At 72.0% G+C, this 17,261-nt stretch carries 15 protein-coding genes; 12 read left to right on the top strand and 3 right to left on the bottom strand.

Features of this window, described 5'->3' with window-relative positions; translation table 11 throughout:
* Positions 1-27: 27 nt before the first annotated feature.
* Positions 28-1,404, bottom strand: coding sequence for a UxaA family hydrolase (locus tag NK718_RS04190; protein WP_254738932.1), 1,377 nt, complete (start codon positions 1,402-1,404; stop codon positions 28-30).
* 11 nt (positions 1,405-1,415) lie between these two features.
* Positions 1,416-1,703 carry a UxaA family hydrolase gene (locus NK718_RS04185; RefSeq protein ID WP_254738930.1) on the bottom strand — a complete coding sequence of 96 codons (288 nt, stop codon included), beginning with the start codon at positions 1,701-1,703 and terminating at the stop codon, positions 1,416-1,418.
* Positions 1,704-1,862: 159 nt separating this feature from the next.
* Between NK718_RS04185 and NK718_RS04180 the strand changes: the two genes are divergently transcribed.
* The 9 genes from NK718_RS04180 (at position 1,863) to uraD (ending at position 11,440) form a co-directional block, all read left to right on the top strand.
* A complete protein-coding gene (locus tag NK718_RS04180; RefSeq protein ID WP_254738928.1) occupies positions 1,863-2,609 on the top strand; it encodes a GntR family transcriptional regulator in 747 nt (248 codons plus the stop codon).
* Positions 2,610-2,940: 331 nt separating this feature from the next.
* Positions 2,941-3,864 (top strand): LysR family transcriptional regulator, encoded by a 924-nt coding sequence (locus tag NK718_RS04175; RefSeq protein ID WP_254738926.1) that lies wholly within the window; start codon positions 2,941-2,943, stop codon positions 3,862-3,864.
* Positions 3,865-3,943: 79 nt separating this feature from the next.
* Entirely contained in the window at positions 3,944-4,285 is a 342-nt protein-coding gene (gene uraH / locus NK718_RS04170; RefSeq protein WP_254738924.1) for a hydroxyisourate hydrolase, read from the top strand.
* Between the two features lie 3 nt (positions 4,286-4,288).
* The gene (gene xdhA / locus NK718_RS04165; protein WP_254738922.1) at positions 4,289-5,773 is read left to right on the top strand and encodes a xanthine dehydrogenase small subunit; all 1,485 of its coding nucleotides are present in this window, start codon (positions 4,289-4,291) and stop codon (positions 5,771-5,773) included.
* Entirely contained in the window at positions 5,760-8,081 is a 2,322-nt protein-coding gene (gene xdhB / locus NK718_RS04160) for a xanthine dehydrogenase molybdopterin binding subunit (RefSeq protein WP_254738920.1), read from the top strand. The genes xdhA and xdhB overlap by 14 nt, the downstream gene beginning before the upstream one ends.
* 37 nt (positions 8,082-8,118) lie before the next feature.
* Complete coding sequence (xdhC, locus tag NK718_RS04155) at positions 8,119-9,165, top strand: xanthine dehydrogenase accessory protein XdhC (RefSeq protein ID WP_254738918.1); 1,047 nt, start codon at positions 8,119-8,121, stop codon at positions 9,163-9,165.
* A gap of 67 nt (positions 9,166-9,232) precedes the next feature.
* The gene (locus NK718_RS04150; RefSeq protein ID WP_254738916.1) at positions 9,233-9,712 is read left to right on the top strand and encodes a nucleoside deaminase; all 480 of its coding nucleotides are present in this window, start codon (positions 9,233-9,235) and stop codon (positions 9,710-9,712) included.
* Between the two features lie 26 nt (positions 9,713-9,738).
* Entirely contained in the window at positions 9,739-10,917 is a 1,179-nt protein-coding gene (locus NK718_RS04145) for a urate hydroxylase PuuD (protein ID WP_254738914.1), read from the top strand.
* Positions 10,918-10,933: 16 nt separating this feature from the next.
* A complete protein-coding gene (gene uraD, locus NK718_RS04140; protein ID WP_254738912.1) occupies positions 10,934-11,440 on the top strand; it encodes a 2-oxo-4-hydroxy-4-carboxy-5-ureidoimidazoline decarboxylase in 507 nt (168 codons plus the stop codon).
* A 19-nt stretch (positions 11,441-11,459) separates the two neighbouring features.
* Here uraD and iolG read toward each other — a convergent pair whose 3' ends face one another.
* The gene (gene iolG, locus NK718_RS04135; RefSeq protein ID WP_254738910.1) at positions 11,460-12,446 is read right to left on the bottom strand and encodes an inositol 2-dehydrogenase; all 987 of its coding nucleotides are present in this window, start codon (positions 12,444-12,446) and stop codon (positions 11,460-11,462) included.
* A 187-nt stretch (positions 12,447-12,633) separates the two neighbouring features.
* On the opposite strand from iolG, the gene NK718_RS04130 reads away from it, so the two are divergent.
* Genes NK718_RS04130 through iolD form a run of 3 tightly spaced genes read left to right on the top strand, consistent with a single transcriptional unit; the run spans position 12,634 to position 17,254 of the window.
* Positions 12,634-13,467, top strand: a complete 834-nt coding sequence (locus NK718_RS04130) for an SDR family oxidoreductase (RefSeq protein ID WP_254738908.1) — start codon at positions 12,634-12,636, stop codon at positions 13,465-13,467.
* A 4-nt stretch (positions 13,468-13,471) separates the two neighbouring features.
* On the top strand, positions 13,472-15,382 hold the full coding sequence (locus NK718_RS04125) for a bifunctional 5-dehydro-2-deoxygluconokinase/5-dehydro-2-deoxyphosphogluconate aldolase (protein WP_254738906.1): 1,911 nt from the start codon (positions 13,472-13,474) through the stop codon (positions 15,380-15,382).
* Between the two features lie 24 nt (positions 15,383-15,406).
* Positions 15,407-17,254 (top strand): 3D-(3,5/4)-trihydroxycyclohexane-1,2-dione acylhydrolase (decyclizing), encoded by a 1,848-nt coding sequence (iolD, locus tag NK718_RS04120; protein ID WP_254738904.1) that lies wholly within the window; start codon positions 15,407-15,409, stop codon positions 17,252-17,254.
* Positions 17,255-17,261 lie beyond the last annotated feature (7 nt).

Here is a 17,261-nt window from a genome sequence, read left to right as displayed (position 1 = left end):
CCGCAAGGATGCCGCGGCGCGCCAGGATCAGGCGCTGCGATAGAGCTTGGTCATCGAGAACTCCCGATGCCCCAGCGCCTCCGCCGCCGTCAGGCGTCCGTTGGACGTGCGCACGATCATGTCGATCAGCGCGTCACCCGCCTGCGAGATGGTCATCTCGCGCCGCAGGATGCCCGACACGTCGACGTCGATGTGCTCGCCCATGGTGCGGATCGTCTTCGGATTGCCGGAGATCTTGATCACCGGGACGATCGGGTTGCCGATGACGTTGCCCTGCCCGGTGGGGAAGGTGTGGACGACATAGCCGCCCGCCGCCATCAGCGTCACGCATTCGGCGGCCGCCGACGACGTGTCCATGTAATAGAGGCCCGGACCCTTGGCCGGCGTCTCGGCCGGCTGCAGCGCGTCGATGAACTTCGAGTTGCGGCCGATCTTCTCGAGGTTGCCCAGAGCCTTTTCCTCGATGGTCGTGAGGCCGCCGGCGATGTTGCCCTTGGTGGGCTGGCTGTCGGAAAGATCGTCGGTCTTGTGCGCCTCGATCACGTCCTCCTGGTACGCCTTCCACATGGCGTACCACTTCTCGGCCACTTTCGGCGTCGCCGCGCGCGCCTTGCACAGGTGCTCCGCGCCGGTGATCTCGGAAGTCTCGCCGAACACGCCGGTGACGCCGCGCGGGATCAGCTTGTCGTACATGTTGCCGACGGTGGGGCAGGAGGACAGGCCCGTCGTGGTGTCCGACTCGCCGCACTTGGTCGACACCCACAGCTCGGAGATGTCGCACTCCTCGCGCTGCAGCTCGGTGGCCCACTGCACCATCTTCTTGGCCTCGTAGGAGGCGCGGGCGATGGTGGCGATGTCGCCGTGGCCCTCGATGCCGAAGCCGACCACCGGCTTGCCCGTCTTGGCGATGCCGTCGACGACGCGACCGGTCCAGCCGTCCTCGATGCCGACCACCACCACAGCGGCGACGTTGGGGTTGGAGCCGGTGCCGATGAGCGTGCGGAAATGCAGCTCGAGGTCCTCGCCGAACTGCAGCCGTCCGTAGGCGTGCGGAATGGCGAGCGTGCCCTTGACGTTGTGGGCCACCGCCTCGCAGACGGAATTGGAGAGGTCGTCCAGCGGCAGGATGAGCACGTGGTTGCGCACCCCGACGCGGCCGTTCTCGCGCCGCCAGCCCTTGAACGTCAGCTTGCCGCCCGCGAGCGACTTCGCCTCGACGACGATGTCGGGCGCGGCCGGACGGTGCGCCGCCCGGGCGGGCTTCGCGGCCTTGCCCTTGCCGGCCTTGGCCGCCTTGGCGTTGACGCCCTTGGCCGCCGCCTTCGCCTTGCCTGTGCCCTTGCCCGAGCCCTTCTCCGGGTCGGCGAACACCGTCCTGGAGGCCTTCTTGGTCCCCTTCGCCATTGTCGGCCTCCTCACCAGCGCTTGGTCTTGACGTTCTGGACGTGCAGGTGCTCGCCCTTCTTGATGTCGGCGATGGCGCGGCCGATGTCCTCGCCATATTTCCAGATCGTGTCGCCCTTCTTGACGTTGGACAGCGCGACCTTGTGGCCGATCGGGATGTCCATGCGCGCCTTGAGCCGGAAGGTCGTGTCGTTCTCGGTAATGAGGCACAGCATGTCGGTGCCGGCCGTCAGTCCCTCGACGACCACGACGCCGACCGTATCCTTCGGGCTGTGGACGAGGCAGTGCGGAATGCTCATGGCGCGAAATGTCCCTGGCGCGTGATGTCCCTCTCGGGCGCGGAAGCGGCGCGGTCCCCTGTCGAAACACCGCCGCGCGAGGCGGGCGGATGCCGGCGGGGGTGCGGCGGGCGTTTCCGAGGTCTTGTATAAGATATAAGATGGCGTATCGTGTCAACGATGACCGATCACGTTGACAATGACGGCGCCGCCAGCCCCAAGCTGGGCTTCCGTCCGCTCTACCAGCAGGTGCGCGACATGTTCGTGCGGCGGCTCGTCGACGGACGGTGGACGCCGGGGCAGGCGCTGCCGAGCGAGATGGAGCTCGCGGCCGAGATCGGGGTGAGCCAGGGCACGGTGCGCAAGGCTCTGGACGCGCTCGCCGCCGAGAACCTGGTGGTGCGCCGGCAGGGGCGCGGCACCTTCGTCGCCGAGCACGACGAGGCGCGCATTCTCTTCCAGTTCTTCAAGCTCGCGCCCGACGACGGCGAGCGCGCCTTTCCCGAGAGCCGGGTGATTCACATCGCGCGCGGCGCGGCGACGCCGGAGGAGGGGGCGCGGCTCGCCCTCAAGCGCCGCGCCCAGGTGATCCGCATCGACCGGGTTCGGCTGCTGGGCGGCCGCCCGGCGATCTCCGAGCGCGTGACGCTGCCTGCCGCTTTGTTCCCCGGCCTGGACGCGCGCGAGGTGCCCAACAACCTCTACGGCCTTTACGCGGCGGGCTACGGCGTCACCGTCGCCAACGCCCGCGAGCGCCTGAAGGCGGTGGGCCTGCCGCCGGAACAGGCCGCCCATCTCGACGTCGCCCCCGGCGCGCCCGCCTTGCTGATCGACCGCCTCGCCATCGCGCTGGACGGATCCCCCGTCGAATGGCGCGTCAGCTACTGCCTCACCGACGGCTTCCACTACGCGTCTGACCTGAGGTGAGGCGGACGCCGGCGGGCCTCCGGCCCGCCCGTTCCCGGACCGGTGCAGCGGAGCGGAACCGGAGCCGGGACCCAGCGCAATATTTCGCGCGTCAGCGCGTCCTTATGAAAAGGCTGGTGAAGCGCCGCTTCGCGGCATCATCCATGCGCTGGACCCCGGATGCCCCTCCGCTTGCGCTCCGGGGTTCCGGGGACGGGCGGACGAGGTCCGCCCGTTACGCATGCGCGTCTCCGGCCCGCGCGTCCTTGCGAAAGGCTGATGAAGCGCCGCTTCGCGGCCACATAACCGGGCCGCCCTTGCGCGGCGCGGCGGGCGCTGCCACGCTCGCGCCATGCAGCCGTCTCGCGCGCTTTTTTCGCCGGCTTTCCTCTATTTCTCGGCGGTGGCGGACGCCGGGTCGATTCGCGGTGCGGCGCGGCGGTTGAACGTCGCGTCGTCGGCGATGAACCGGCAGATCCTGCTGCTCGAGGAGGCGCTGGGAGTCTCGCTGTTCGAGCGCCGGGGGCGGGGGCTGCGGCTGACCGGCGCGGGCGAGATGCTGCTGCGCCACGTGCGCGACACCCAGCGTGACTTCGAGGGCACGCTCGCCGACATCGACCTGCTGCGCGGCGTCAAGCGTGGCCGCGTCGCCGTGGCGTCGGTGGAGAGCGTGGCGGGCGGCGTGCTGCCGTTCCTCGTCACCAGCTTCGCCGAGCGGTTCCCCGGCGTCGAGGTCGGCGTCACCGTCACCGGGTCGGCGGCGGTCGCGGCGATGGTGGAGGCGGGCGAGGCGGACCTCGGCTTCACCTTCAACCCGCCCTCGGTGCGCGGCCTGTCGGTGGCGCTGCGGCGCGACCTCGCCGTCGGCGCGGTGGTGGCGGCCACCCATCCGCTCGCGGGCCGGGAGGCGGTGTCGCTGGCAGAGTGCCTGGAGCACCCGCTGGCGCTGCCCGCCCGAGGGCTGTCGCTGCGCGACATCCTCGACGCCGGGCTCGCCGCGCTCGGCCGCCGCCCGCGCATCCTCGCCGAGGCCAACTCGCTGAAGTTCATGGTGGCGCTGGCGCGGCAGGGCGCGGCGGTCGCCTTCATGCCGCCGATGGGGCTCGCCGACGACATGCGCGACGGCAGCCTCGTCTTCCTGCGGCTGACCGATTCCGGCCTGCCGTCCGACCGCTTCATGATGATCGCCGCCGCCGGGCGCAGCCTGAAGCTCGCCCCCGCCGCCTTCTTCGACCACTGCCGCCAGGAATTGCCGGGCTATCTGCCCCATGGCTGAGCGGCTGCGCGCGTTTTTCGAGCACTCCTGACGAAACTCTGCGCTTTTGCGAGCGCACGGCCTGTGATTCAGTGGAGCCATGAGACTGACCACACACGTCCTCGACACGACGAACGGCAGGCCGGCGGCGAACATGCGCGTGGTCCTGACCCGCATCCGCGACGGCGCCAGGCTGGCGGACGTCCGCACCAACGCCGACGGCCGCGTCGACCAGCCGCTGCTGGCCGGCTCGGAAGGAGTGGGCGAGACCTACGAGCTGGCCTTCTCGGTGGCGGAATATTACCGCGCCGCCGGGCGGAGCCTGCCCGAGCCCGCCTTCCTCGACGTGGTGCCGCTGCGCTTCGGCATCGCCGAGGACGGGCACTACCACGTGCCGCTGCTGGTCTCGCCCTTCGCCTACTCCACCTATCGCGGGAGCTGACCGGTGGCCGCATTCCGCGATGGCATCCGGATGGCGATGCGGGGCGAGGTAGTGGAGGTCCGCGACTTCGCGCCCGCCACGACGCTGCTCGACTGGCTGCGGCTGGCGCGGCGGCGCACGGGCACGAAGGAAGGCTGCGCCGAGGGCGACTGCGGCGCCTGCACCGTCGTGCTCGGCCGCGAGCGCGACGGGCGGCTCGTCTACGAGCCGGTCAACGCCTGCATCACGCTTCTCGGCCAGGCCGACGGCGCGGAGGTGGTGACGGTGGAGGATCTGGGCGCGGCTGACGCGCTCCATCCCGTGCAGGCGGCGCTGGTGGCCCATCACGGCACGCAGTGCGGCTTCTGCACGCCGGGCATCGTGATGAGCCTGTTCGCGCTGGCGCATGACGGCGGCGCGCCGTCGCGCCAGCAGGTCTGCGACGCGCTGGCCGGCAATCTGTGCCGCTGCACCGGCTACCGGCCGATCGTCGAGGCCGCGATGGAGGCCTGCGCCGCGCCGGTCGCCGACGCCTTCTCGGCGCGCGAGGCGGAGACGCTGGCGCTGCTGCGCCGCATCGGGGCGGGGCCCGGCGCGTTCTGCGGCGGCGAGCGCGCCTTCTTCGCCGCCCCGGCGAGCGAGGACGAGCTGGCGGCTTTGTGCCTCGCCCATCCCGACGCCACGCTGGTCTCCGGGGCGACCGATGTCGGGCTGTGGATCACCAAGGCGCTGGCGCCGGTCGACAAGATCGTCTGGCTCGGCCGCGTGCGCGACCTCGACCGGATCGAGGACGGCGAGGGCGAGCTGAGCCTCGGGGCCACGGTCACGCACGCCCGGGCGACGCCGGCGCTCGCCGCCATCGACCCCGACCTCGGCGAGCTGATGCGCCGCTTCGGCTCGCGGCAGGTGCGGACGGCGGGCACGGTGGGCGGCAACATCGCCAACGGCTCGCCGATCGGCGACCTGCCGCCGGCGCTGATCGCGCTAGGCGCGACGCTGGAGCTGCGCAAGGGCGACCACATCCGCACGCTGCCGCTGGAATCCTTCTTCCTCGCCTACCGCAAGCAGGACAGGGAGCCGGGCGAATATGTCCGTCGCGTCATCGTGCCGAAGCTCGGCCCGAACGACCGCTTCCGCGCCTTCAAGGTCACCAAGCGCTTCGACGAGGACATCTCGGCGGTGATGATGGCCTGCCGCGTCACCGTCGAGGACGACGCCGTCACCGCCGCGCGCGTCGCGTTCGGCGGCATGGCCGGGGTGCCGAAGCGCGCCGCCCATGTCGAGGAGGCGCTGCTCGGCTCCTCGCTCGGCGAGGGCACGTCGTGGCGGCGCGCCGCCGACGCCGTGTCGCGCGACTTCACGCCGCTCGACGACCACCGCGCCTCGGCGGCGTACCGCTCGCAGGTCGCCCGCAACCTCGTCATCAAGGCGATGGCCGAGATCGCCGGCGCGCCCAGCTCCGCGACCCGCATCGCCGGCTGGAGGGAGGCCGCCGATGCCGCCGAGTGAGGCCCTGCGCGCCGAGGAGCCGGCGCTGCGCCACGTCCGCCAGAAGCTGCCGCACGATTCCGCCGCCAAGCACGCGCGCGGCGCCGCGCCCTATATCGACGACCTGCCCGAGCCGGAGGGCACGCTGCACGTCGTCCCCGGCGGCGCGCCGGTGGCGCGCGGGCGCATCGTCGCGCTGCGGCTCGACGAGGTTCGCGCCGCGCCGGGCGTGGTGGCGGTGCTCACCGCCGCCGACGTGCCGGGCCGCAACGACATCTCGCCGAGCCACAAGGACGAGCCGCTGTTCGCGGCGGACGAGGTGCTGTTCCACGGCCAGCCGGTGTTCGCCGTCGTCGCCACGACGCGCGACGCGGCGCGGCGGGCCGCGCGGCTCGGGCGCGTCGAGGTGGCGGCGGAGCGGCCGAGCGTCACCGTCGAGGACGCGCTGGAGCGCGGCGAGACGGTGCTGCCGGACTACGCCTTTACGCGCGGCGACGCGTCCTCCGCCATCGCCGGCGCGCCGCTGCGGCTCGACGGCCAGTTCCGCATCGGCGGGCAGGAGCATTTCTACCTCGAGGGCCAGGTCGCGCTCGCCATTCCCGGCGAGGACGGGGCCATGCACGTCCATTCGTCGACGCAGCACCCCTCCGAGGTGCAGCACGTCTGCGCGCGCGTGCTGGCGGTGCCGGACGCGATGGTGACGTGCGAGGTGCGCCGCATGGGCGGCGGCTTCGGCGGCAAGGAGAGCCAGGCGTCGACCTGGGCGGCGATGGCCGCGCTCGCCGCCCGCGTCACCGGGCGCGCCTGCAAGCTGCGGCTCGACCGCGACGACGACATGGCGATGACCGGCAAGCGCCACGACTTCCGCGTCGACTGGTCGGTGGGCTTCGACGAGGAGGGGCGCATCGGCGGCGTCGACATGGAGTTCCTGGCGCGCTGCGGCTGCTCGGCCGATCTCAGCCAGGGCGTGGTCGACCGCACCATGTTCCACGCCGACAACGCCTATTTTCTGCCGGAGCTGCGCATCGGCACCAAGCGGCTGAAGACCAACACGGTGTCGAACACCGCGTTTCGCGGCTTCGGCGGCCCGCAGGGCATGCTGGCGATGGAGCGCGTCATCGACGCGATCGCCTGGCGCACCGGGCTCGACCCGCTCGACGTGCGCTACGCCAATCTCTACGGCGAGGGCCGCGACCTCACGCCCTACGGCATGCAGGTCGAGGACCACGACGTCGCGCCGGCGCTGATGCGCCAGCTCGAGGCGCAGTGCCACTACCGCGCCCGGCGCGCCGAGATCGCCGAGTTCAACGCCCATTCGCCGATCCTGCGGCGCGGCATCGCGCTGACGCCGGTGAAGTTCGGCATCTCGTTCACGCTCACCCACCTCAACCAGGCCGGCGCGCTGGTCCACGTCTACCAGGACGGCTCGGTGCATCTGAACCACGGCGGCACCGAGATGGGGCAGGGGCTGTTCCAGAAGGTGGCGCAGGTGGTGGCCGAGGAGTTCGGCATCGGCATGGACCGGGTGCGCATCACCGCGACGGTCACCGACAAGGTGCCGAACACCGCGCCCACGGCCGCCTCGTCGGGCTCCGACCTCAACGGCATGGCGGCGCGCATCGCGGCGCGGCAGATCCGCGACCGCATGGCGCTCGTCGCCTCCGGGATGTTCGACGTGCCCCCCGAGGAGGTGGCGTTCCGCGACGACCGCGTCTTCGCCGGCAACGAGAGCATCGCCTTCGGAGACCTCGCTTGCCGCGCCTTCCAGGCCCGAGTGCAGCTTTCCGCCGCCGGCTTCTACCGCACGCCGAAGGTGACGTGGGACCGCGCCAAGGCCGAAGGCCGGCCCTTCTATTACTTCGCCTACGGCGCGGCCTGCACGGAGGTCGTCGTCGACACGCTGACCGGCGAGAACCGCGTGGTGCGCGCCGACATCCTGCACGACGTCGGCCGCTCGCTGAACCCGGCCATCGACATCGGTCAGATCGAGGGCGGCTTCGTGCAGGGCATGGGCTGGCTCACCACCGAGGAGCTGGTCTACGACGGTGAGGGGCGGCTGCGCACGCACGCGCCCTCCACCTACAAGATCCCGGTCGCCTCCGACGTGCCGGCCGACTTCCGCGTCGCGCTGTTCGACGGGGCCAACCGGGAGGACACGATCTACCACTCCAAGGCGGTGGGGGAACCGCCGCTGATGCTGGCGATTTCGGTGTTCGCGGCGCTGGCCGACGCCGTCCATTCGGTCGCGCCCGGGCGCGTCGTGCCGCTCGACGCGCCGGCGACGCCGGAGGCGATCCTGAAGGCCATCGGCCTGGCGGGGGCGGCGTGATGACGCCGCGCCGCCGCGCCGCCTGAGGACCCTGGCGATGCTCGTCTGGAGCCGCATCCGCGAGACCATCGAGACGCAGGGCCGCGCCGCCCTGGCGAGCGTCGCCATGGTGGCGGGCTCCGCGCCGCGCGAGGCGGGCGCGCGCATCGTGCTGCGGCCGGATGGCGGCTTCTGGGGCACGGTGGGCGGCGGCGCGCTGGAGCACGAACTGATCGCCGAGGCCCGCGCCCTGCTCGCCGCCGAAGCCGCCCCCGCGCGCCTGCGCGACTGGTCGCTCGGCCCCGAGCTCGGCCAATGCTGCGGCGGCCGCGTCGCCACCCTCACCGAAGTGTTCGACCGGCGCGACCTCGCCGAGGTGGAGGCGTGGGCGGCGCGCGAGGCGGCGGGACCGTTCGAGACGGAGGCGACGCTGGGCGAGGACGGCCGCGTCCGCCGCTCCTTGCGGACTGCATCGGGCGCGGTGGCCGCCGGGCCCCGGCGGGCCGGCGAGCCGTTCGTCGAGCGGTTCGGCGAGGACGCGACGCCGGTACTGCTGTTCGGGGCGGGCCATGTCGGCCGCGCGCTGGCGCTGGCGCTGGCTCCCCTGCCGTTCCGCGTGCGCTGGATCGACAGCCGCGCCGACGCTTTTCCGCCGCTCGTTCCCGCCAACGCCGAGGCCGTGCTGACCGCCGACCCCGAAGCCGAGATCGCCGCCGCGCCGTCCGGCGCGCTCGTGATGATCATGACGCACTCGCACCCGCTCGACCTCGCGCTGGCGACGGCGGCGCTGTCGCGGTCCGACCTTCCGCATGTCGGGCTGATCGGCTCGGCGACGAAGCGCGCCCGCTTCCTGCGACGCATGCGCGCCGCCGGGCTCGGCGACGCCGCGCTGGCGCGCCTGGCTTGCCCGATCGGCGTGGCGGGCGTCGTCGGCAAGGAGCCGGCGGTGATCGCCGCATCGGTCGCCGTGCAGCTCCTGCAATGGCGGGGCCTCGCCGCCGGCGTCGCGCCGGCCGAGCCCCTTTCGGCGCGGGCCGCGCCGGGCCCTGTCGCCACCCTGGCGGAACGGCGGGCCCGCCCGGCGCGCGTCGCGCGGACGCGATGAGCATGGCTTTTCCCGACCTCGCGCCCGCCGGGCGCCCCACCGTTTCCTTCGAGCCCACGGACACGCGATGAGCCACGACGACGACATGATCCACCTCGCCCGCGCGGCGCAATTGTCGCGCGAGCGCATGGAAGCCAATCTCGGCGGCCCGTTCGGCGCGGTGATCGTGCGCGACGGAAAGGTGCTGGCCGAAGGCTGGAACGAGGTGACGTCGAGCAACGACCCCACGGCGCACGCCGAGGTCGTCGCCATCCGCCGCGCCTGCAGCGAGGTGGGGGATTTCAGCCTGCACGGGGCGACGCTCTACACGAGCTGCGAGCCCTGCCCGATGTGCCTCGCCTCCGCCTACTGGGCGCGCATTTCGCGCATCGTCTACGGCAACACGCGCGACGACGCGGCCGCGATCGGCTTCGACGACGCCTTCATCTACGACGAGATGCCGAAGCCGCCGGGCGAGCGCGCCATCCGCATGGAGCACGTGCCGACGCCGGAGGCCACCGCCGCCTTCGCCGCCTGGCTGGCGAAGCCCGACAAGATCACCTACTGAATCGTGGATAGGCTGGGGGGCCTGACATGACCGCCTTCGCGATCGACTGGATCAATCTCGGCCTGCGCTGGTTCCACCTGATGGTGGGGATCGCGTGGATCGGCGCGAGCTTCCATTTCGTCTGGCTGGACTTCAGCCTGCGCCAGCGCGAGGCGATGAGCCCCGGCGTGCTCGGCACCTCGTGGATGGTGCATGGCGGCGGCTTCTACCATGTCGAGAAATACATGGTCGCCCCGGCGCAGCTGCCGCCGGACCTGCACTGGTTCAAGTGGGAAGCCTACCTCACCTTCATCTCCGGCTTCCTGCTGCTCTCGGTTCAGTACTACTGGAACGCCTCGTCCTTCCTCGTCGATCCCGCCGTGCTGCCGATGCAGGGCTGGCAGGCGGTGGCGCTGTCGGTGGCCTCGCTCGCCGCCGGCTGGTTCGTCTACGACGCGATCTGCCGCTCGAAGCTGGGAGAGAACACGGCGGCGCTCGCCGTCTCCGTGTTCGTGCTCATCGTCGGGGCGTCGGCGCTGTTCGCCAACGTGTTTTCCGGGCGCGGCGCGTTCATCCACGCCGGCGCGATGATCGGCACGATCATGGCCGCCAACGTGTTCCGGGTCATCATCCCGAACCAGAAGATCGTCACCGCCGATTTGCTGGCCGGCCGGACCCCTGACGCCAAGTACGGCAAGATGGGCAAGCAGCGCTCGCTCCACAACAACTACCTGACGCTGCCCGTGCTGCTGTTCATGGTGTCGAACCACTACCCGTTCCTCTACGCGCACCGCTATTCGTGGCTGGTCGTCGCCTTCATCGTCGTGGCCGGCGGCATGATCCGCCATTTCCTCAACCAGACCGACGCCGGCGCGCCGGCGCGCAAGGTCGCGTGGGCGATCCCGGCCGGCGCGGTCGCGCTGCTGGCGGCCATTGTCGCGACCCTGCCGAGCCGGCCCGGCACGGGGGGCGCGGTGAGCGAGGCCGAGGCGCTGAAGATCACGCAGACGCACTGCATCGCCTGCCACCAGGCGCAGCCGACGCACGAGGCCTTCAAGGGTTCGGAGCCGCCGAAGGGCGTGATGCTGGACAGCGTCGCCGGCATCAAGCGCAACGCCCCGCAGATCATGGCGCAGGCCGTGCAGGGCCGCGCCATGCCGCTCGGCAACGAGACGGGCATGACGGACGAGGAGCGCGCCAAGCTGGGCGCGTTCCTGAGCCAGTGACGGGAGCGACGGCGCGATGACGCTGGCCGAGGTGAACGCGCTGACGCGCGAGGCTTTCATGGCGGCGTTCGGCGGCGTCGCCGAGCATTCCGCCTGGGTGGCCGAGCGCGCCGCCGCGGCGCGGCCCTACGCCGACCGCGCGGCGATGGTGCTGGCTTTCCAGCGCGCCGTGCTGGACGCCTCCGACGATGAACGCATGGCGCTGCTGCGCGCCCATCCCGACCTCGCCGGCCGAGCCGCGCTCGCCGGCGAGCTGACCCGCGAATCGACGCAGGAGCAGGCCGGCGCGGGGCTCGACCGGCTGACGCAAGAGGAATACGCGCGTTTCCAGACGCTCAACGACGCCTACCGGGCGCGCTTCGGCATGCCGTTCATCGTCGCGGTGCGCGGCGCGACCAAGCACCAGATCCTCGCCGCGTTCGAGAACCGCGTCGGCGGCACGCGCGAGGAGGAGACGCTGACCGCCGTGGCGCAGGTGCTGCGCATCGTGCGCTTCCGGCTGGAGGACGCGGTGGCGGGGTGAGGCCCCGCCACTCCTCCTGTCAGAGCCGGACGGCCTTCCCGGTCTGGGCCGACTCGGTCGCCGCGTCGGCCAGGATCTGGGCCCGCAACCCGTCCTCGCCCGACGGGCTCGGCGAAGCGCCCGTGGCGAGGGCTTCGAGGAACGCGGCCAGCTCCTCGCGATAGGCGGCGGCGTAGCGCTCCAGGAAGAAGTTCTGCACCGGATCGGCCTGGAAGCCGGCCCCGTTGGCGACCTCCACCGTGGTGGTGTGGACGTTGCCGGCGCGGATCATGCCCTTCGAGCCGTGCACCTCGATGCGCTGGTCGTAGCCGTAGGTGGCGCGGCGCGAGTTGGAGATCTGGGCGATCTTGCCGGAGGCCGTCTTCAGCAGCACCGCGGCGGTGTCGACGTCGCCCGCCTGGCCGATGGCCGGGTCGACCAGCGACGAGCCGACGGCGTGAACCTCGACGGGCTCCTCGTCCAGCAGGAAGCGCGCCATGTCGAGGTCGTGGATCATCATGTCGCGGAACAGGCCGCCGGAGCGCTTGACGTACTCCACGGGCGGCGGGCCGGGATCGCGCGAGATCACCGTCACCAGCTCGACATTGCCCGCCTCGCCGGCGGCGACGCGGCGCTTGACGCTGGCGAAATTGGGGTCGAAGCGGCGGTTGAAGCCGATCATCAGCGGCGTGCCGGCCTTCGCCACCACCGAGAGGCAGGTGCGGATGCGGTCCGAGCCGAGGTCCACCGGCTTTTCGCAGAACACCGCCTTGCCGGCCTTCGCCGCCGCCTCGATCAGGTCGGCGTGCATGTCGGTGGGCGTGCAGATCAGCACCGCGTCGATGTTGGGGTCGCCGACGATGGCGTCGATGGAGGCGACGCGGGCGTTGGTCTCGGCGGCCAGCGCCTCGGCGGCCTGGGCGACCGCGTCGGCCACCGCGACCAGTTCGGCCCTGGGATGCGCCGCGACGTTGTGGCCGTGAATGCGGCCGATCCGGCCCGCGCCGAGTAGCCCCATGCGAATCATCGTGTCCTCCTCCAACGGCCCGGCGCGGCCGGGCGGAAATCCGTGTGCGGGCGGGAGAATACATGTTCCGAATTGACGTGGTAATCGAATTTTTGTTTCATTCGCGTCACGGGACCACACTGCGGAGCGACGTCCGCGACGGCCGGTCCGGCCGGGGCGGCGGCTCCGCGCGGCGGGAGAGATGGCGATGGCGGATCACGAGGGTCGGGGCGCTTTGGCGTCGCTGCGGGGCAAGGTGGCCGTCGTCACGGGCGGCACGCAGGGGCTGGGCGAGGCGATCGCGCGCGAGTTCGTGGCGCGCGGCGTCGCCGGGCTGGTGATCACCGGCCGCAACGCCGAGCGCGGCGAGGCGGTGGCGCGCGACCTGCGCGCGTCCGGCTGCCGCGCCGAGTTCGTGCGCGCCGACCTCGCCAGCGTCGAGGAGACGGCGACCATCATGCCCGCCTGCGACAAGGCGTTCGGCCGCGTCGACATCCTCGTCAACGCCGCCGGCGACACGGACCGCGGCACCATCTTCGACACCTCGCCGGAGTTGTACGACCGCATCATGGCGGTGAACTGCCGCGCGCCGTTCTTCCTCATCCAGGACGCGGCGAAGATGATGGTGCGCGACAAGATCCAGGGCGCCATGGTCAACATCCAGTCGATGTCGGCGCATGGCGGCCAGCCCTTCATCAGCGCCTACTGCGTCTCCAAGGGGGCGCTGGCGACGCTGACCCGCAACGCCGCCTACAGCCTGATGCCGTGGCGCATCCGCGTGAACGGCCTCAACATCGGCTGGATGTCGACGCCCGGCGAGGACGCCATCGTGCGCAAGTACCACGGCGGGCAGGACGGCTGGCTGGAGAAGGCGGCGGCCGAGCAGCCCTTCGGCCGCCTGCTCGACCCCCGCGAGGTGGCGCGCGCCGTCGCCTACCTCGCCTCCGACGATTCCGGCATGATGACGGGCTCCAACATCGATTTCGACCAGTCCGTGCTCGGCGCCTACGACAGCGCGCCGCACCCGCAGAGCAAGGTGTGAGGCCATGGCCGAGCCCACGCTGGACGTCGTCACCATCGGGCGGTCCTCGGTCGACCTCTACGGCCAGCAGGTCGGCGGGCGGCTGGAGGACATGGCGACCTTCTCCAAGGCGGTGGGCGGCTGCCCCGCCAACATCGCCATCGGCACCGCAAGGCTGGGGCTGAAGTCGGCGCTCGTCACCCGCGTCGGCGACGAGCACATGGGCCGCTTCATCCGTGAGCAGCTCGAGCGCGAGGGCGTCGACACGCGCGGCGTCCATACCGACCCGGCGCGGCTGACGGCGCTGGTCGTGCTCGGCGTGCGCGACGAGAAGAGCTTCCCGCTGATCTTCTACCGCGCCGACTGCGCCGACGCGGCGCTCGACGAGAGCGACATCGACGAGGCGTTCATCGCCTCGGCGCGCGCCGTCGTCGTCACCGGCACGCATTTCGCCCGCCCGGCCTCGGCCGCGGCGCAGAAGGCCGCGATGCGGATCGCCCGCGCGCACGGCCGCAAGGTGGCGTTCGACATCGACTACCGCCCCAATCTCTGGGGCCTCGCCGGCCACGGCGCGGGCGAGGAGCGCTATCTGCGCTCGGAGGAGGTGACGCGGCACCTGCAGGAGATCCTGCCCGGCTGCGACCTCGTCGTCGGCACCGAGGAGGAGCTGCACATCGCCGGCGGCTCCGAGGACACGCTGGAGGCGCTGCGCGCCGTGCGCGCGCTCAGCGCCGCCACCATCGTGTGCAAGCGCGGCCCGATGGGCTGCGTGGTGTTCCCCGGCCCGATCCCCGCCTCGCTGGAGGACGGCGTCAAGGGCCCCGGCTTCCCGGTCGAGGTCTACAACGTGCTGGGCGCGGGCGACGCCTTCATGTCCGGCTTCCTGCGCGGCTGGCTGCGCGACGAGCCGATCGAGCGCTGCTGCGCCTTCGCCAACGCTTGCGGCGCGTTCGCCGTGTCGCGCCTGCTGTGCTCGCCGGAGAGCCCGACCTGGGCCGAGCTGCAGTTCTTCCTCGCCAACGGCTCGCCCCACCGGGCGCTGCGCCGCGACGAGGCGATCAACCACATCCACTGGGCGACAACGCGCCGCCCCGGCGCGGACCGCATCCTCGCCTTCGCCATCGACCACCGCTCGCAGCTCGAGGAGCTGGCCGACGCGGCCGGCGCGCCGCGCGAGCGCATCGCGGCGTTCAAGCGCCTCGCCGTCGACGCCACCGCCCGCGTCGCCGCCGGGCGGCCCGGCTTCGGCATGCTGCTCGACGGCGACTACGGGCGCGAGGCCCTGTTCCGCGCCGCCGACCACGGGTTCTGGATCGGCCGCCCGGTCGAGAAGCCGGGCTCGCGCCCGCTGGAGACGCTGATCGACGGCAGCGCCGCCGTCGGCGCGAAGCTGCCGGAATGGCCCGTCATCCACACCGTCAAGGCGCTGTGCTTCTACCACCCGGACGACCCGGCGCAGTTGAAGCACGCGCAGGAGGCGGAGCTGCGCCGCCTGTTCGACGCCTGCCGCACGGTCGGGCGCGAGCTGCTGATCGAGATCATCGCCGGCCGGCACGGGGCGCTCGACTCCGGCACGGTCGCGACCGTGCTCGACCGGCTCTACGCGCTCGGCATCAAGCCCGACTGGTGGAAGCTGGAGCCGCAGCCCTCGGCGGCGGCGTGGGCCGCCATCCAGGGCAGCATCGAGCGCCACGATCCGCTCTGCCGGGGCGTCATGATGCTCGGCCTCGAAGCGCCCGAAGCGGAGCTGGAGCGCGCTTTCGCGCTTGCCGCGCCGTTCCCCGTCGTGAAAGGCTTCGCGGTGGGGCGCACGATCTTCGCGGAGCCGGCGCGCGAATGGCTGGCGGGGCGGCTGGACGACGCGGGCGCGACCGCCGCGATGGCGGATCGCTTCGCCCGGCTGGCCGCCGCCTGGGAACGGGCGCGGGCCGCCTGAGACGAACGGACGAAGGAGGCTTTGATGGCGACGATCCGCCTCACCATGGCGCAGGCGCTCGTGCGGGCGATGGCGGCGCAGAAGACCGAGATCGACGGGCGGACCGTGCCGATCTTCGCCGGCGTCTGGGCCATTTTCGGCCACGGCAACGTCGCCGGCATGGGCGAGGCGCTGCACGCCGCGCGCGCCGCGCTGCCGACCTTCCGCGCCCATAACGAGCAGGCCATGGCGCATGCCGCCGTGGCGTTTGCCAAAGCCTCGCGCCGCCGCCGCTTCATGGCGGCCACCAGCTCCATCGGGCCGGGCGCGACCAACATGGTGACGGCCGCGGCCGTCGCCCACGTCAATCGCCTGCCGGTGCTGCTGCTGCCGGGCGACGTGTTCGCCAGCCGCCGGCCGGATCCGGTGTTGCAGCAGATCGAGGATTTCGGCGACGCGCTCGTTTCCGCCAACGACTGCTTCCGCCCGGTGTCGCGCTATTTCGACCGCATCTCGCGGCCCGAGCAGATCATCCCCGCCTTCGACCGCGCCATGACGGTGCTGACCGACCCGGCCGAGTGCGGCCCGGTGACGCTGGCGCTGTGCCAGGACGTGCAGGCCGAGGCGTTCGACTTCCCCGAGAGCTTCTTCGCCGAGCGCGTGTGGACGCCGCGCCGCCCGCGCGCCGACGATCGCGAGCTGGCCGAGGCGGCGGCGCTGCTGAAGTCCGCCCACCGGCCGCTCGTCGTGGCCGGCGGCGGCGTGCTCTTCTCCCAGGCCGAGGAGCGGCTGAAAGTGTTCTGCGAGGCGCACGGCCTGCCCGTCGCCGAGACGCAGGGCGGCAAGAGCACGCTGCCCGACAGCCACGGCCTCAACATGGGGGCCATCGGCGTCACCGGCACCGCAGCCGCGAACGCGCTTGCCCGCGAGGCCGACGTCATCCTCGCCGTCGGCACCAGGCTGCAGGACTTCACCACCGGCTCGTGGTCGCTGTTCGACAATCCGGGCCGTCGCATTATCGGGCTCAACACCCAGCCCTTCGACGCGTTCAAGCACCGCTCGCTGCCGCTCGTCGCCGACGCCCGCGCCGGGCTCGAGGATCTAGACCGCGCGCTGGGCGGCTGGAAGGCCTCAGCCGGCTGGACGTCGCGCGCCGCCGAGGAGAAGGCCGGGTGGGGGCTCGTCGCCGCCAAATATACCGGCCCCACCAACGCCGACCTGCCGTCCGACGCGCAGGTGATCGGCGCGGTGCAGCGCCACGCCCGCGCCTCGGACGTCGTCGTCGGCGCCGCCGGCGGACTGCCGGGCGAGATGCACAAATTGTGGCAGGCCGGCGCGCCCGGCGGCTACCACATGGAATACGGCTATAGCTGCATGGGCTACGAGATCGCCGGCGGCATCGGGGTCAAGATGGCCGACCCGGCGCGCGAGGTGTTCGTCATGCTCGGCGACGGCTCGTACCTGATGATGAACTCCGAGATCGCCACTTCGGTGATGCTCGGCGTCAAGCTGGTGATCGTCGTGCTCGACAATCGCGGCTTCGGCTGCATCAACAGGCTGCAGCGCGCCACCGGCGGCGAGAGCTTCAACAACCTGCTGCGCGACGCGCGCCACGAGGCCCTGCCCGAGATCGACTTCGCCGCCCACGCCGCCTCGTTGGGGGCCATCGCCGAGAAGGTGGCCGGTATCGGCGCGCTGGAGACGGCGCTGGAGCGCGCGCGCGGCAACGACCGCACCACCGTCATCGTGCTCGACACCGACCCGCTGCAATCCACCGATGCCGGCGGCAATTGGTGGGACGTCGCGGTGCCGGAGGTGTCGCAGCGCAAGGAAGTGATGGAGGCGCGCCGCCGCTACGAGGCGGCACTGGGCAAGCAGACCATCGTCGGCTGACGCCGCC

The organism is Alsobacter ponti (assembly GCF_024294805.1).
Classification (GTDB): domain Bacteria; phylum Pseudomonadota; class Alphaproteobacteria; order Rhizobiales; family Beijerinckiaceae; genus Alsobacter; species Alsobacter ponti.
Note: the sequence above shows the minus strand (reverse complement) of the source record. Positions and strands in the feature narration are given on the sequence as shown.

Excerpts from the sequence above, each read along its gene's own strand:
- NK718_RS04190 (WP_254738932.1), bottom strand. The coding sequence starts at position 1,404 with ATGGCGAAGGGGACCAAGAAGGCCTCCAGGACGGTGTTCGCCGACCCG.
- NK718_RS04185 (WP_254738930.1), bottom strand. The coding sequence starts at position 1,703 with ATGAGCATTCCGCACTGCCTCGTCCACAGCCCGAAGGATACGGTCGGC.
- NK718_RS04180 (WP_254738928.1), top strand. The coding sequence starts at position 1,863 with ATGACCGATCACGTTGACAATGACGGCGCCGCCAGCCCCAAGCTGGGC.
- NK718_RS04175 (WP_254738926.1), top strand. The coding sequence starts at position 2,941 with ATGCAGCCGTCTCGCGCGCTTTTTTCGCCGGCTTTCCTCTATTTCTCG.
- uraH (WP_254738924.1), top strand. The coding sequence starts at position 3,944 with ATGAGACTGACCACACACGTCCTCGACACGACGAACGGCAGGCCGGCG.
- xdhB (WP_254738920.1), top strand. The coding sequence starts at position 5,760 with ATGCCGCCGAGTGAGGCCCTGCGCGCCGAGGAGCCGGCGCTGCGCCAC.
- xdhC (WP_254738918.1), top strand. The coding sequence starts at position 8,119 with ATGCTCGTCTGGAGCCGCATCCGCGAGACCATCGAGACGCAGGGCCGC.
- NK718_RS04150 (WP_254738916.1), top strand. The coding sequence starts at position 9,233 with ATGAGCCACGACGACGACATGATCCACCTCGCCCGCGCGGCGCAATTG.
- NK718_RS04145 (WP_254738914.1), top strand. The coding sequence starts at position 9,739 with ATGACCGCCTTCGCGATCGACTGGATCAATCTCGGCCTGCGCTGGTTC.
- uraD (WP_254738912.1), top strand. The coding sequence starts at position 10,934 with ATGACGCTGGCCGAGGTGAACGCGCTGACGCGCGAGGCTTTCATGGCG.
- iolG (WP_254738910.1), bottom strand. The coding sequence starts at position 12,446 with ATGATTCGCATGGGGCTACTCGGCGCGGGCCGGATCGGCCGCATTCAC.
- NK718_RS04130 (WP_254738908.1), top strand. The coding sequence starts at position 12,634 with ATGGCGGATCACGAGGGTCGGGGCGCTTTGGCGTCGCTGCGGGGCAAG.
- NK718_RS04125 (WP_254738906.1), top strand. The coding sequence starts at position 13,472 with ATGGCCGAGCCCACGCTGGACGTCGTCACCATCGGGCGGTCCTCGGTC.
- iolD (WP_254738904.1), top strand. The coding sequence starts at position 15,407 with ATGGCGACGATCCGCCTCACCATGGCGCAGGCGCTCGTGCGGGCGATG.